Below are 13485 nucleotides of genomic sequence, written 5' to 3' on the forward strand. Positions count from 1 at the left end.
CCGCTACGGACGCATTCCTACGGTTGGCGAGCGGAGCGTCAGGTCGCGCTCACCTGCCATTGGACGAGGGTGAAGGGTGGGCTGCCGTCGTCGTGGTCTTCGAAGACGGCCTCGACGTTGCTGCCGATGACGATGTCGGCCATCGGGTCGCCGAGGAGGTTGCCGAGCATCCGCAGGTTGTTGGCATGGGGAAGCTCGACGAGTACCACGATGTACGGGCCGTGGTCGGCGAGCGCCGGGTGCACCGGGTGATAGACGCGCTGCCACGAGTAGATGCGGGCTATGGGCGCGACGGCCACCCATTCGATGCCGAGCGACTGGCACGCGTGGCACATCCACTCAGGCCCCCATTGGTGAATACCGCAGTCGGCGCATCGCTGCACCCGCAGCTCGTGTTCGCGGGTGCCCTCCCAGTACGGAAGGTCGAGGCCGTCGCGCATCGGTGCGGGCTGCGTCAGTCCCTTCGGCAGGTAAGTGGAGCCAGCGAGCGCGCTCATCCGAGCGCCTCGGCGGTGCCGTAGATGGCGGTCGATGCGATTTCGACCATCGGGCCGGCGTTCGACAGCGACACCTTTACATTGGGCACCTGATTGGTTGAGTCGCCGCGCACCTGGCGCACCGCTTCGATCTGCATCCCGAGACCGTGCATATAGCACTCGGCCAGATTGCCGCCGCTGGTGTTCAGCGGCAGCGAGCCGCCGTCGGCGCGCAGGTTCTCGAACGTCAAGACCTCGTTGGCGTTTTCGTAGGTGCACAGGCCGTGCTCGATGAGGCTCATCACCACGGCGCCGGTGAAGTTCTCATAGCTCTGCACAACGTCGACATCTTCGGGGGTCACGCCTGCCTGTTCGTACAAATGCTGTGCCGCGAACTTGAAGCTCGAAGTTGCGTAATCGGTCGGGTTGTGGACCCACGCGCCGGAGCGATGGCCGCCGCTCTGCTGCGCTGCGAGCACCAGCACAGGCGTGTCGCTGAGATTGGCGGCCCGCTCGGCGGACGTGATGATCATCGCGGCGGCACCGTCGTTCTCCAGGCAGCAGTCGTACAGGCGGAAGGGCTCGGTGATCCAGCGCGACGAGTCGTACGTCTCGGCATCCAATGGCCGGCCATGCATGACCGCTCTGGGGTTGTTCTGCGCGTGGTGGTACGCAGCCAGCGCTACGGCTTGCATGGTCGATCGGTCGATGTTGTGCTCGTGCATGAGCCGGGTGGTGCGCATTGCGTAGGTCTGAGCTGGGCTCATGACGCCATAGGGGATGGTGTAGGCGAACTCTCCGCTGATCGCCGGCCGTCGGCTGCCTTGGCCGAACCGTCCGTACTGCCCCTGGGCGAGGCCCCGGTAGGCCACCACCACGTCCGCCGACCCGGCGAGCACCGCACCGGCGCCATTCTGCACGACACCGGCTGCGCCGCCCCCGCCGCCGCCCCACTGCATGTTCGAGTAGCGCAGCTCGGGTAGGCCCAGCGCATTCGCCAGCCGGGCCGGGGCGTTGCGGTCGTTGCTGTAGGAGCAGAAGCCGTCGATCTGGCGTGGATTGATGCCGGCGTCTTCGCATGCGGCGAGGATCGCCTTGAGCACCAGCACGAATTCAGGGTCGGGGGACTGGCCTCGCTTGAAATAGGTGGTCTCGCCGACACCCGCTATAGCGGTACGACCGCGCAACCCTTGACCCGAAGCACTCACGGCGCAAACCGTAGCCAAGTGATGCCCGGTGCCGCCCGAGTGTGGAGCGGCACAGCACAGCCGGGCGTCGGCTGCCGATCCGGTGGTTGTTGTGGCTCGATGGGCTAGAAACAGAGCCGATGTCCGACGACGAGCTCGCTGCTTACCGCCGCAGCATCGACGAGGTCGACGCTGCCCTGGTACGCCTATTGACCGAGCGATTCCGCATCACGCACGCCGTCGGCGTGCACAAGGCGGCCCACGGCATGCCGCCGGTCGATCTGGTACGTGAGCAAGAGCAGATCGACGGGTTGCGCCAGCTCGCCACCGAGGAGGGCCTCGATCCCGACTTCTGCGAGAAGTTTGTGCGCTTCGTGATGGATGAAGTCATCCGCAACCACGTTCGCATCGCCGAGCCAGACTCCTGAGGGCCCCTCCTGACGTCCCTCGGCTCCCCTGACGACGGCTCAGCGTGAGGCGATGACGGTGACGCCGACCTCGGCGAGCTGGGTACGGGCTGCGGTCTCAGTCTCAGGAGCCACCGACGCAGCGAGATCCTCAAGCACCGTGACCGCGTAGCCGTTGGCAGCCGCATCGACTGCGGTGGCGCGTACGCAGTGGTCAAATGCGAGCCCGACGACGTCCACGTCGGTCACCTCCGCGGCGGCCAACACCTCATCCAGTGTCCGGCCGTCGTCGTCGATTCCTTCGAAGCCGGAATATGCCGCGGCCCCCATGCCCTTGCGCACACCTGCGTCGATCCGGTCAACGACGGGGTCGAGGGCGGGATGCAACTCGGCCTCAGCGGTTCCCGCCACGCCGTGCGGCGGCCACGTATCGACGAAATCGGGTTCGTCGCTGAAGTGGTCGCCGGGATCGATGTGCCAGTCCTGGGTAGTGACCACCAGGTCGTAGCCGTGCTCCCCAGCCAACAGGTCCGCCACTCGCGAGGCCACTGCATTACCACCGTCAACCGGCAAGGCGCCACCCTCACAGAAGGTGGGCTGCACGTCCACGACCAGCAGGGCCGAACGGGGGCGCCCGCGCTGGTTCGGGTTCTCAGCCATGTCTGCTCTCCTGCGCCGCGGTTCGTGCCGCCGGGCGCGGCTCCAGCGACGCTCTGAGGTCAAATCTACCGCTGGCCCGCACGGGCCCTGGCAGCGCTAGAGGCCAAGCAGGAACGAGGCGTTGCCGGCCCAGAACGGCGCTGTGACGCCCTCGCCGAGGCCGGCAGCGGTGAACGACGCCTGGAACTCCGAAATGGGGTCGCGGCCGCCTTCGGGGTGCGGCCAGTCGGATGAGAACAGGAACAGCTCGGGTCCGCAATTCGACACCAGCCAGCCCACATCCTCGAAGTGCCACGGGGTGAATCTCACTTGCCGCCGGATGTAGTCCGACGGCGCCATGGTCAGCTTGGCCAACTCGGGCTCGTGCCGCCCGAACGCCAAGATGGCGTTGTCGAGCGAACGCAGCAGGTTCGGCACCCACCCCGCACCCAGCTCGATGAGACCGCACCGCAACTCGGGGAATTGCTCGAAGATGCCGTCCATCACCATGCACGACAGCAGGTTCTCGGCATCGTGGAACAGGTTCAGGAAATCCTTCGAGCGCAGGTTTTCACCGCCGCCGACGAAGTCCTTGCCGGGGTTACGGCCGTTGTTGTGGTACGTCTTCGGCAGCTGGTTGCCGCCGTTGGGCCCCAGGTGCAAGAGCACGGGCACGCTCGCCTCGCACAGCAACGCCCACAGGGGATCAAAGTCCGGATGCGTCGGGCTCAGTTCGGTCGGCACGCCGTGAGGAATCCATGCGGCCCTGCAGCCGGCCTCGATGGCCTCGCGAGCGCACTCGATGGTGCGCTGCGGGTCTTCCAGCGGCACAAACGCCACACCGAGCAGGCGCGGGTCGACCGAGCAGAAGTCAGCGATGCCGCGGTTGTGCGCCGACGCACCGCCGTACACCAAGTTGAGGTCGCTGCGGCCGTGGAATTGGGTGTGCGCAAACGTCGTGAAGACGAGTTGGCTGGCGAACCCCAACTGGTCGAGCGCTCCCACCCGCTCGTTGGCATCCATCGAGCCATAGGCGTAGTAGCCCTTCGGCCCGTTCACTACGTCGGCGGCCAGCTTCGCGGTCTCGTCGGGATCGTTGCGACGCTCCCAACATTTCTCCACAAGCTCGAACGTCGCCGCATCGCCCCCGCCGGCCAGGCTGAGACCTCGCAGCTTCTCGGCGGTGGCCCCGTCTGCGTAGCTGGTCAGCCAGTCGACCGGCTCCATGAGATGGCTGTCAGTGTCGTGAATGAGCCGCTCACCGGCGTATGTCGTCATGGTCGCCCCTCGTGGTCCCTTGGTGACGTGGCCTGCGATCTGCGGAACAGTGTTGCATCTTCGAGCATGCCAACGACCGGCGAATCACCGTCACCGCTGAGCTCGTCCTTCGCTGCCGTTACTGCTGCGATGACTGTCGCGTCATCGATGCCTGTTGGCCCCGAGGATGCGACTTCATCAGGCCAAGCTTCGACGGGTTCAAGATTGACGGGTCCTCGGACGTTGAGAGGCTTCGTCAGCTTGGCGATCTCTTCACGTTCGAGTTCGTAGGCCTCGCCTTCGGTTAAGTCAGTTGCGAGGGTGGCGAGGTCGTACGTGACACCGTCTGCGACGAGCTCACTGATCCGTGCTGATCCGCCTGTCAGACGCGTGTCGCCCGAGACGTGCTCAGCCTCACGAGCACGAGCGGACCGCTGAGTAATGCCCACGTATTGCTGGCCGTTCTCGAAATCGAATCGGTAGACGGTCCAGCGGCGACCGGGCGGTTGAGGAGTGTCGCTTCGTCGCTCCAGCGCCCGGTAGTCGATTTCGCGCGCCAGCATCTGCCAGGGAGTACCCCTCAGCCATTCGGTCTTCGAATCTGAAGCGATGCTTGAGCTTGGTCAGCCGCCGTGGCGGAGCAGTTGGCCGCTGTAGGTCTCGGTCTGGGCGTCTTCGGAGATGGTCTCGTGGCCGTTCACGATGACGCTGCGGTAGCCGCTGGCCCGCTGGACTCGCCGCCACTCGTCGCCCGGCAGGTCGTGGACGACTTCGTTCGGGCCGATCTCCAGATTCTCCGGGTCGTACACGAGCATGTCGGCGGGTCCGCCGTTTCGGATCAGGCCCCGGTCACGGAAGCCGGCGAGCTGTGCGGGCAGCGCCGACAGGCGACGGTGGGCTTCCTCGTAGGTAATCCACTGGTTCTCGCGCACGTGTTCGGTCAGCGTCTCGGTGGGGTAGCGGCCCGCCGTAAGGAACTTGGTGTGCGCACCGCCGTCGGACACGCCGAACAGCATGTGCGGGTACTGCACCAAGTCGCGCAACAGGTCTGAGTTGCCCTGCGGCGGCGCCACGAAGAACAGGGTGTCGAGTCCGTCGGTCACGGCGACGTCGAGCATGAGATCCACCGGGTGCTTGCCGGCAATCTCGGCCGCCTGGCCCACCGACATCTCCCGGTACCGCTCGGTCGATTCGCTGCGCGGCGACAGGATCGTCACCGTCTCGAGCGGCGCAGTGGCCGTGCGAGGAAGCGTGTCCTTGAGGGCTTGGCGACGCTCGGGATCGGCCATCTTTGCCAAGCGTTCGGCCTTGTCGCCCATGCAGGCTTCCATCCAGGCCTCAGAGTCGTCGTAGAGGTTCCAGTCCTCGAGCGTGAAGGTGAATCCCGCATCGCTGGTGACGCCCTGGCCGTAGACCGGCACGCCCTGCTCACGGCAGCGTTCCAGCCATTCGATCTGGCGGCGGTGGATGTTCGGCTTGTCCTCGAAGGCCTGCACCACGTTGTGCAGCAGCGGGCGGCCGCTGATCGACGCGATCTCTTCGAGGTGTGCGAGATCGTGGGCCACGTTGCCGCTGGTCAGCGTCATCTGCACGACACCCTCGTTGCGTTCGGCCAGAACCCGGGCCAGCACCAGCGCCGTCTCGTCGTTCATCATGTCGGTCGGCATCGGCGTGCCGTCCCAGTCACGCTGCACCGCGGCGGGACCGGTCGGAGGCAGCCGCTGAGCGGACCAGCCGCAGCCGCCCGCGTCCATGGCCTCGTGCACCAGCTTGGCCAGCATCTCGTGCTCGCCGACCGTCGGCATCCGGCCTTCCTTGGCGTCGTCAAGGCCCAACACCATGACGAGCATCGGCCCGATCGGCACGTACGGCAGGATGTTGAGCGCCTTGGGGGTGCGCTCGAGGCTGTCGAGGTACTCGGGGAACGTCACCCAGTCCCACGGCATGCCTTGGCGCATCGACTCGTAGGGAATGGCCTCCACCCGGGTCATCGAGCGCATGGCGTACTCGCGCATGTCGGGGTCGACTGGGGCGAAGCCGAAGCCGCAGTTGCCGATGGCCACCGAGGTGATGCCGTGCCAGCCCGACAGTGTGCAGTAGGGATCCCAGAACACTTGAGCGTCGTAGTGGGTGTGAAGGTCCACGAAGCCGGGGGCGATGTGCATCCCTGAGGCGTCGATGACCCTGGCGCCCTCACGGGCGTCGACCCGCCCGACGGCGGCGATCTTGCCGCCCGCGATGCCGACGTCGCCGCGCACTCTGGGCGCACCGGTGCCGTCGAAGATCATGCCGTCCTTGATGACGATGTCGTAGGTGCTCATGGCGATTTCTCCTGAAGCTTCCGCGTTCGGGGCACTCGGTTGCGTTGTCTTGATTGTGCCGCGTGGGACATCAGCCGTGCTCGCCGGCCCGCAGGAACGGTCAGACGTCGAGATCCCAGCCCATCTGGCGGGCTGCGTACAGCGTGTCGGTGTATTCCTCCATGTGGGCGATGCGGCCGTCGCGGCACGTGTAGACCCAGCAGTACTGGTTGTCGTAGTCGAGGCCGGTGGCCTTGGCGGTGGCCGCCAACCGCTGCTGCACGACGGCAGTGCCGTCCTCGACGGTCATCTTGCGAACTTCGAGGTTGATCGGCTTTCTGACGTCGAAGGACTGCCGGACCACGCGGCCGCCCAGAGCCTCCACGACCTCGGTCGCCCCGGACATCGTGTCCACAGCGTTGCCCAGCGCGGCCGTGGCGGGAAGCACCCACACCACGTCAGGGTCGAGACACTCCAGCAGCGTGTCCTGATCGGCCGTTGTCAGCGCGGCGTAGTAGCGCTCCATCAACGTCCGTGTCTCAGCAGTCTCCATGGTCGCTCTTCCTCCTGTGACCAGGTGTCCTAGGGCGCGGTGGCGCGCAGGGCGTCGTCGAGCCGGTCGAACATCTGCCCGATCTCGTCATCGGTGATGATGAGCGGCGGGCAGAACCCGAGCGCGTTGCCGATGGGCCGCGAGATGACGCCGCGCTTGAGGAACGCCTCGCGAGCCTCGGTGGCGTCGCGGCCGATATCGCACGCCCAGATGCCGCCGATGCCTCGGTAGCTGTCGATCATGCCGTCGCCTTGGAGCGCCAGGAAGCCCTCTTCCATCCGGTCGCCGATGTCGCGAGCGCGGTCCACCAGTCCCTCGGATTCGATGACTCCGATGTTGGCGACACCGGCCGCACAGGCCGTGGGGTGGCCCGAATAGGTGTAGCCGTGCATGAACTTGTTCTCGTCGGCTTCGAGTGTGTCTGCGATCTCGCGTGACACCACCACGCCCGACAGCGGGATGTACCCCGAGGTCACGCCCTTAGCGAAGGTGAACATGTCGGGGACCACGCCGAACGTCTGACCGCCGAACCAGCTGCCGGTGCGCCCGAAGCCGCAGATCACCTCGTCGAAGATGAGCAGCGCGCCGTGCTCGTCGCACAGGCGGCGTAGGCCCTCGAAGTAACCGGGCGGCGGCGGGATCACGCCGCCTGCGCCTTGGATCGGCTCGGTGATGACGGCTGCGATGCGTTCTCCCTGCTCGGCGAAGAGCTGTGCTGCGGGCTCGACGTCGTCGTTGGGAATCTCGACGACATGCGGCATGAGGTCGCCCCAGCCATCGCGGATCGGCTCGAGGCCCTGCACGCTGGTGCCCCCGACGTTCACGCCGTGATAGCCGCCGGTGCGGCGCACGATGACTTGCCGGTCCGCATCGCCGCGCAGCCGGTGGATGCGCCGTGCGAACTTCAGGACCGTGTCGACGGCTTCAGAACCCGAGCAGCCCAAGAACACCCGGCCGTCCGGGTGTTGGGAACGCGCACGGACCATCTCGGCAACTTCGACTGCTGGACCGTTCGTGAACGGATCGAACGTGTTGTAGGTCTGCAGCAGTTCGAGCTGTGCGGTGATCGCATCGATGACGGTGCGATTGCCGTGACCGATCTGGCACAGCCACAAACTGGCCAGTGCATCGATGTAGGTGTTGCCGGCGGAGTCGCGCAGCATGACGCCTTCGCCGGAAACGATCTGGATGAATTCGTTCTCATCGCGGCTGACGACCGAGAACGGATGAATAAGTGCGTTGCTGCCCATCGTGGACACCCCCGTCTATGAGCTCCCATGTCCATGAGCACAGGCCTGAGCGCAGCCTACGCGTGAGTTGCGGAGCGAGGGGAGGGAAACCGGAGCCGTCGCTGGGTCATGGTGCGCCTCGAGTCCATGCAGGCGTGCACGCGGGCTGTTCGTAGGCTGATGAAGTTTGGCGACGCGCTTGTAAGCGCGGTCGCCGAAGGGAGCTTCGATGTCGCTGCGACACGGTCGACCGCTGGTCATGATCCCCGGCCCGTCGGTCATTCCCGATCGCGTCCTGAACGCGATGCGACGACCTATTCCGAACATCTACGAGGGCGAGGTCGTGGACCTCACCTACTCGCTGCTGGACCGGCTGCCGGCATTGGCCCGCACCGAGCACCGGGCGTACATCGCCATCTCCAACGGCCACGGTGCGTGGGAGATGGCCGTCACCAACACGCTGTCTCGTGGCGACAAGGTGCTGGTGCTCGAAGTTGGGCACTTCGCCACGAACTGGGCCGAGATGGCTGCCCTCAGCGGAGTGAAATTCGAAGTGCTGCATGCGCCGGATCGGGCTGCCCTCGATCCCGAAGCAATCACCGAGCGTTTGCGCGAAGACGTCAGCCGGGAGTTCGCCGCTGTACTCGTCGCCCAGACCGACACAGCGTCGTCAGTGCGCAACGACATTTCCGCAGTTCGCCGTGCGATGGACGAGGCCGACCATCCGGCACTGCTGATGGCGGACTGCGTGGCCTCACTGGGCTGCGAACAGTTCGAGATGGACGACTGGAGCGTGGATGTCACCGTGGCGGGCAGCCAGAAGGGACTGATGGTCCCTCCAGGACTCGGCATCGTCTGGGTCGGGCCCAAGGCATGGGACGCACACCAGCGAGCCGACTTGCGCACTGCGTACTGGGACTGGACGCGCCGCACCGACCCCGATGCGCATTACTGGATCTTCTGCGGAACGCCGCCCGTCCAGCACTTGTGGGGTCTCGCTGAGGCGCTCGACATGATCGACGAGGAAGGCCTCGAGAACGTCTGGGAGCGCCATCGTGTGTTCGCGAGCGCGATCCACGCAGCGGTCGAGGCGTGGTCCACACCCGGCGGCCTTGAGCTGAACGTCGTGGACCCCGCGCATCGATCGAACTCGGTCACGATGATCCGAACCGGCGAGGTGTCCGCGCAGCAGTTACGCGCCACGTGCGAGACCGAAGCGGGCCTCACGCTTGGGCTCAGCATCACCGGCAACGCCGATGCGGAATTCCGCATCGGCCACATGGGGCATCTCAACCCGCCGATGCTGCTCGGCACGCTCGGCACCATCGAGGCCACGCTGTCGGCCATCGACGCGCCGATGGGCGCATCCGGTGTGGCCGCCGCCGCGCAGGTCATCGCCAAGGCCACCACGTCAGCGCACAAGCCGCCGCCGGCCCCCGAGGACCCCTGGTCCTGACAGCGGCTCTCAGCACCTGCCGCTGAGCAAGACTGCGATGTAACCGATCTGTGATCACGTCGGAGCGAGTGGGCTCTGGGTTCTGACGCAGGCGCGCCACGACGCCGTATGGACCGGTTGCTGTGGTCGATGCCGTGAAGCCGTCAGGAGTCTCCATCATCGCTGGCGGTGCGGCGGAGTCGTGTGCGCTCTCCGTCGTCGTGCGCTTGGCGAAGCTGGGCGATGCGGTGGTCGTCGGGATCCAGCAGTTCTGCGACGAGCTCAGTGATCTCTGCCAGATCGATCGAGCGCGCTTCGAACATCTCGCTGAGGTCGAACCAGTCCTTTCGCCGGTCGAAGAATGTCTTGAAGACGGCGAGATCCGAGCAGCACAGGAACGGCATCTGCTCGCCGAGGAACGGTCGTCGGACGATGCGTGTTGCCACTTCGGTGTGAAACGGATCATTCGTGAGGAAGACGTCAACCGGAATGGTGTCGCACATCAGACGCGATTGGCCCCTCGTGCGCAGCTCGGACTTTGCGGCATCGGTGGCGACGATCTCGGGCGGAAGCGCAGCGAGCGCAACCTCGGCGGACTCGGCCTCAATGAAGATGTTGAGGTCCACATCTCGCGTTGTACGCGGCTCGGGAATACACCACGCCAACGCCAGCGCACCGCCGAATGCGTATGGCAGGCCTGAGCGCTCAAGGGAATGATGCAGCCCCCGGATCAACCCCAATATGTCGGGAGCAAGAACCTCAGCCGGCTGGTCGCTCACGCCGGCTCCGGAACACGGGATACTCCAGCTCGGGTGAATTTTGCCTCGGCAAATGCATGGCGAGGCGGAGCAGGCTCGCCAGCTCCTCGCCGCGCTCCACCTCGGTCATGGTTCGAGGCGGGTACTCCTTCAGCAGAAGTTTGGGGCGTTGGACCGCTGACACGGGGCCAGTGTGCCCGATTCCAGCGGCAGCGACAGCAATTCAGCGCATACCGGCTCTCGAAGGCCGGGTATGCGCGGCACATCAGGCGGCGCAGGCCATCGCCCCGGCCACTACGCCGGTGCCAAAGCCAGCTTCGGGTCCGGAAAACCCCTGGTCCTGTCAGCAGCCCCGCCGCCGCGGGCGTGCTCAGCCGTTGACGAGTTGGCGGATGAGCACGACCGTCGCACTGGTTGCGGCGACGGCGAGCACGATCATCCGGAAGCGTGGTCCCGCAAGGCGCGGCCGTAGCCACCTTCCGAACGGCAAGCCGAGTGCCACCGCGGGCAGCAGGCCCAGCCCGAGCCAGAGCTGTCGGAGGCCGAAATCGCCCATGACGGCTAGGGCGCTGATAATGACCGTGCCGACAATGAGCATGTAGGTGGCCAGCGTGGCTCGCAACGCTGCAGGCTGCCAGTGGCTGGCGAAGACGGCGTACACCGGACCGGGCACTGCTGCCACCGATGACGAGAACGCAGTGCCGGCCCCTGCGGCATAGTCAGCTCGCTGGCCCTCGGGCGGCCGCACCCCGAACGCCTGGACTGCAACGGCCAACAGCACGAACAGGCTCACGGCAATTGCCAGCGCACGATCGCTCAACGCGGACAGCAATGCCATGCCCCCGACGAGACCCAGCGGTGCCGCGAGCAACTGCCGCCGCAGAGCGGGTGCGTTCAGCGAGGCTCTGTCCGCGATGGCGTTGCGCAGATTGATGCCGCCCGCAATCATCAGCATCGGCCCGGGCACCGCGGTCGGCTCGATGACCACCAGCACCGGCCCGGCTATGAGTCCCATGCCAATGCCGATGCACGCCTGTGTGCCAGCACCGGCGGCGACGAACAACGCTGCCAGCAAGTATTCGAGGACGCTCATCGGGCGTTCTTTGCGCGGCTCATCGAACGTCCATCGTCAGCAACACACTCAGATCGGCAGGTTGCCGGTCGCTGCGGCGGTGCTGTTGGTGTCGCTGTAGGCGGCGATGGTTCGCTGGGCGATGCGCATCTGGTGGACCTCGTCGGCTCCGTCGGCAAAGCGGGCCCAGCGGGCGTGCTGATACATGTGCGCCAGCGGGGTGTCGGTGGAGTAGCCGAGCGCTCCGTGGACTTGGATCGAGCGGTCGATGACCCGGCCCAGCATGTTCGCGACGAAATGCTTGGCCATCGAGACTTCGGCCTTGAAGTCCTCGCCGGTGCCGGCCTGTGCGCGGTCCACCTTGTAGGCCGCGTGCAGCACCATCAGCTTGGCCTGGTACAGCTCCATCGTGCTGTCGGCGATCATCCACTGGATGCCTTGCTTCTCGGCAAGCAGCGAGCCGTGAGAGAACCGGTTGAGCGACCGGTCGACCATCATGTCGAGCGCAGTCTGGGCCTGGGCGATCCAGCGCATGCAGTGCGCCAGCCGCGCTGGCCCGAGCCGGTACTGGCCCAGCAGGTGGCCCTGGCCGCGCCCGCCCAGCATCTGGCCCCCGCCGACACGCAAGTCCTCGATCAGGATCTCGCTGTGACCGGTGGAGCCGTGCATGGTCTCGATCTGTCGAACCTCGGTCCACCCGTCAGCGGGCAGATCCACAATAAACGCAGTGTTCGCCGCTTGCGGGATATCCGGGTTGTCCTCGGTGCGGGCGATCAGGATCGCGAACTTCGAGCGATGCGCATTGGAGATGAACCACTTGTGGCCGTTGAGCACCCATTCGTCACCGTCGGGATAGCCGCGGGTCTGGATGAGCGTCGGATCTGATCCGGCCACCTCGGGCTCGGTCATCGCGAAGCACGACTCGGCTCGGCCCTCGCACAGCGGCGCCAGGTAGCGCTGCTTCTGGTCGTCGGTGCCCCAGTGCAGCAGCGTGTGCATGTTGCCCTCGTTGGGTGCCTGGCAGTTCAGCACCCACGAGCCGAAGCGGGTCTTGGCGGCCTCGGCCTGCACCATCGCCATCTCCACGTGGCCGAGGCCCATGCCGCCCCATTCGGTCGGCATGTGCGGCAGCCACAGGTCTTCTTCGCGTGCGCGCTTGCGCATGCCCAGCAGAGCCGTGACGTACGCATCGCGATCGGTTTCTTCGAGTCGCTCCGCGTCGATGCGGCTCTCGACGGGGCGCACCTTTGCGTCGATGAAGTCGGCGATACGAGCGCGCAGCTTCTCGAGTTCTGGACTCAAGCTGAAATCGATGGCCATCGGTACCTCCTCGTGCCCGTATGGCTGAGGCGACCCCGCAGATCCGCGACTGCGGGTTCTGACGCAAGTGCGCTACAGCGTGAAGGCCTCGCCGTCGCCGCGCTCGCGAACGACGAACTCCTCGACGGGCTTGCGACTGAGCTTGGTGAGCTGCTTGGTCGGCTTGCCGATCGGAAGCAGCCCACACACCGCCTCCCAGTCCTCGAGGCCGAGAAATTCCTTGGCTTCGGGCTCGGATGCCGACAACAGCGTGGTCATCGCGCCACCGAGACCTTCATTGCGGGCGCTGAGCAGGATGTTCCACGCGAACGGGTAGATCGAGGCGCCGCTCACGACACCGACGCGGTCGAGCTGCTTGTCGATGGAGGCAACCACGCGCAGGTCGACGACGACCACGAGCACCACCGGCACCTGGTCCATGTGCCGGAACATCGGGAGCGGAAACTTCAGCGACTCGTCGTTCATCGCTTCGGCGATGTTCACCGCTGAGGGGCTGTAGCTCTGCCAGTAGACCTCGCCGGCCTTCACTTGCGCTGCTGCGACGCGCATCGCCGGGTAGCACAGCTCACCCAAGCGCTTCTTGCGTGCGGGGTCGCGCACCACGATGACCTTCCAGCCCTGGCGGTTGCCGCCGCTGGCCGCGAAGCGGGCGTTGTCGAAGATGCGGTACAGCATTTCGTCGGTGACTTCGTCGTCGGTGAAGTCCCGAGCGGCGAAGGTCGTGCGCATGACGTCGTAAATCTCCATCGCGTCAGTCTCGCATCGTGGGGCGTGGCTCGTGCTGTGCGACACCCCGGTTCCTGTGTACCGATGTGCCACAGCGGCCACAATCGCCACACCGACAGCGCGTAC

14 protein-coding genes are annotated in these 13485 nt (G+C 65.9%); 2 read left to right on the forward strand and 12 right to left on the reverse strand.

The genetic code is table 11. The features are described from left to right. Positions 1 to 38: 38 nt before the first annotated feature. Together ACOQPH_RS00110 and ACOQPH_RS00115 are read right to left on the reverse strand one after the other, a co-directional pair. Positions 39 to 497 carry a Zn-ribbon domain-containing OB-fold protein gene (locus ACOQPH_RS00110; protein ID WP_420622741.1) on the reverse strand — a complete coding sequence of 153 codons (459 nt, stop codon included), beginning with the start codon at positions 495 to 497 and terminating at the stop codon, positions 39 to 41. Then, the gene (locus ACOQPH_RS00115) at positions 494 to 1684 is read right to left on the reverse strand and encodes a thiolase C-terminal domain-containing protein (RefSeq protein WP_420622742.1); all 1191 of its coding nucleotides are present in this window, start codon (positions 1682 to 1684) and stop codon (positions 494 to 496) included. The genes ACOQPH_RS00110 and ACOQPH_RS00115 overlap by 4 nt, the downstream gene beginning before the upstream one ends. A gap of 119 nt (positions 1685 to 1803) precedes the next feature. Here ACOQPH_RS00115 and ACOQPH_RS00120 point away from each other — a divergent pair, with 119 nt between their 5' ends. After that, the gene (locus ACOQPH_RS00120; RefSeq protein WP_420622743.1) at positions 1804 to 2091 is read left to right on the forward strand and encodes a chorismate mutase; all 288 of its coding nucleotides are present in this window, start codon (positions 1804 to 1806) and stop codon (positions 2089 to 2091) included. Positions 2092 to 2130: 39 nt separating this feature from the next. On the opposite strand, the gene ACOQPH_RS00125 is transcribed toward ACOQPH_RS00120, so the two are convergent. The 6 genes from ACOQPH_RS00125 to ACOQPH_RS00150 form a co-directional block, all read right to left on the reverse strand. Next, the gene (locus ACOQPH_RS00125) at positions 2131 to 2730 is read right to left on the reverse strand and encodes an isochorismatase family protein (RefSeq protein WP_420622744.1); all 600 of its coding nucleotides are present in this window, start codon (positions 2728 to 2730) and stop codon (positions 2131 to 2133) included. Between the two features lie 96 nt (positions 2731 to 2826). Next, positions 2827 to 3987, reverse strand: a complete 1161-nt coding sequence (locus ACOQPH_RS00130; protein ID WP_420622745.1) for an amidohydrolase family protein — start codon at positions 3985 to 3987, stop codon at positions 2827 to 2829. Further along, positions 3984 to 4529 (reverse strand): hypothetical protein, encoded by a 546-nt coding sequence (locus tag ACOQPH_RS00135; RefSeq protein WP_420622746.1) that lies wholly within the window; start codon positions 4527 to 4529, stop codon positions 3984 to 3986. Before ACOQPH_RS00135 ends, ACOQPH_RS00130 begins: the two co-directional genes overlap by 4 nt. 60 nt (positions 4530 to 4589) lie before the next feature. After that, positions 4590 to 6287 (reverse strand): N-acyl-D-amino-acid deacylase family protein, encoded by a 1698-nt coding sequence (locus ACOQPH_RS00140; RefSeq protein WP_420622747.1) that lies wholly within the window; start codon positions 6285 to 6287, stop codon positions 4590 to 4592. 100 nt (positions 6288 to 6387) lie between these two features. Beyond that, positions 6388 to 6819, reverse strand: coding sequence for a nuclear transport factor 2 family protein (locus ACOQPH_RS00145; RefSeq protein WP_420622749.1), 432 nt, complete (start codon positions 6817 to 6819; stop codon positions 6388 to 6390). A 29-nt stretch (positions 6820 to 6848) separates the two neighbouring features. Beyond that, a complete protein-coding gene (locus ACOQPH_RS00150) occupies positions 6849 to 8069 on the reverse strand; it encodes an aspartate aminotransferase family protein (RefSeq protein WP_419551884.1) in 1221 nt (406 codons plus the stop codon). A gap of 208 nt (positions 8070 to 8277) precedes the next feature. Between ACOQPH_RS00150 and ACOQPH_RS00155 the strand changes: the two genes are divergently transcribed. Next, entirely contained in the window at positions 8278 to 9504 is a 1227-nt protein-coding gene (locus ACOQPH_RS00155; protein WP_420622750.1) for a pyridoxal-phosphate-dependent aminotransferase family protein, read from the forward strand. A gap of 143 nt (positions 9505 to 9647) precedes the next feature. Here the strand turns inward: ACOQPH_RS00155 and ACOQPH_RS00160 are convergent, their stop codons facing one another. From ACOQPH_RS00160 to ACOQPH_RS00175, 4 genes are all read right to left on the reverse strand, one after another. Continuing rightward, positions 9648 to 10262 carry a hypothetical protein gene (locus ACOQPH_RS00160; RefSeq protein WP_420622751.1) on the reverse strand — a complete coding sequence of 205 codons (615 nt, stop codon included), beginning with the start codon at positions 10260 to 10262 and terminating at the stop codon, positions 9648 to 9650. A 349-nt stretch (positions 10263 to 10611) separates the two neighbouring features. Then, a complete protein-coding gene (locus ACOQPH_RS00165; RefSeq protein WP_420622752.1) occupies positions 10612 to 11334 on the reverse strand; it encodes a TSUP family transporter in 723 nt (240 codons plus the stop codon). 48 nt (positions 11335 to 11382) lie between these two features. Next, entirely contained in the window at positions 11383 to 12633 is a 1251-nt protein-coding gene (locus ACOQPH_RS00170) for an acyl-CoA dehydrogenase family protein (RefSeq protein ID WP_420622753.1), read from the reverse strand. A 72-nt stretch (positions 12634 to 12705) separates the two neighbouring features. Further along, positions 12706 to 13380 (reverse strand): nitroreductase family protein, encoded by a 675-nt coding sequence (locus ACOQPH_RS00175; RefSeq protein ID WP_420622754.1) that lies wholly within the window; start codon positions 13378 to 13380, stop codon positions 12706 to 12708. Positions 13381 to 13485 lie beyond the last annotated feature (105 nt).

The sequence above is a fragment of the Candidatus Poriferisodalis sp. genome, assembly GCF_965221945.1.
Lineage (GTDB): Bacteria > Actinomycetota > Acidimicrobiia > Acidimicrobiales > Poriferisodalaceae > Poriferisodalis.

What these genes read in the sequence shown, in the direction of transcription:
- ACOQPH_RS00110 (WP_420622741.1), bottom strand. Translation starts at nt 497, where the DNA reads ATGAGCGCGCTCGCTGGCTCCACTTACCTGCCGAAGGGACTGACGCAG.
- ACOQPH_RS00120 (WP_420622743.1), top strand. Translation starts at nt 1,804, where the DNA reads ATGTCCGACGACGAGCTCGCTGCTTACCGCCGCAGCATCGACGAGGTC.
- ACOQPH_RS00125 (WP_420622744.1), bottom strand. Translation starts at nt 2,730, where the DNA reads ATGGCTGAGAACCCGAACCAGCGCGGGCGCCCCCGTTCGGCCCTGCTG.
- ACOQPH_RS00130 (WP_420622745.1), bottom strand. Translation starts at nt 3,987, where the DNA reads ATGACGACATACGCCGGTGAGCGGCTCATTCACGACACTGACAGCCAT.
- ACOQPH_RS00135 (WP_420622746.1), bottom strand. Translation starts at nt 4,529, where the DNA reads ATGCTGGCGCGCGAAATCGACTACCGGGCGCTGGAGCGACGAAGCGAC.
- ACOQPH_RS00140 (WP_420622747.1), bottom strand. Translation starts at nt 6,287, where the DNA reads ATGAGCACCTACGACATCGTCATCAAGGACGGCATGATCTTCGACGGC.
- ACOQPH_RS00145 (WP_420622749.1), bottom strand. Translation starts at nt 6,819, where the DNA reads ATGGAGACTGCTGAGACACGGACGTTGATGGAGCGCTACTACGCCGCG.
- ACOQPH_RS00150 (WP_419551884.1), bottom strand. Translation starts at nt 8,069, where the DNA reads ATGGGCAGCAACGCACTTATTCATCCGTTCTCGGTCGTCAGCCGCGAT.
- ACOQPH_RS00155 (WP_420622750.1), top strand. Translation starts at nt 8,278, where the DNA reads ATGTCGCTGCGACACGGTCGACCGCTGGTCATGATCCCCGGCCCGTCG.
- ACOQPH_RS00165 (WP_420622752.1), bottom strand. Translation starts at nt 11,334, where the DNA reads ATGAGCGTCCTCGAATACTTGCTGGCAGCGTTGTTCGTCGCCGCCGGT.
- ACOQPH_RS00170 (WP_420622753.1), bottom strand. Translation starts at nt 12,633, where the DNA reads ATGGCCATCGATTTCAGCTTGAGTCCAGAACTCGAGAAGCTGCGCGCT.
- ACOQPH_RS00175 (WP_420622754.1), bottom strand. Translation starts at nt 13,380, where the DNA reads ATGGAGATTTACGACGTCATGCGCACGACCTTCGCCGCTCGGGACTTC.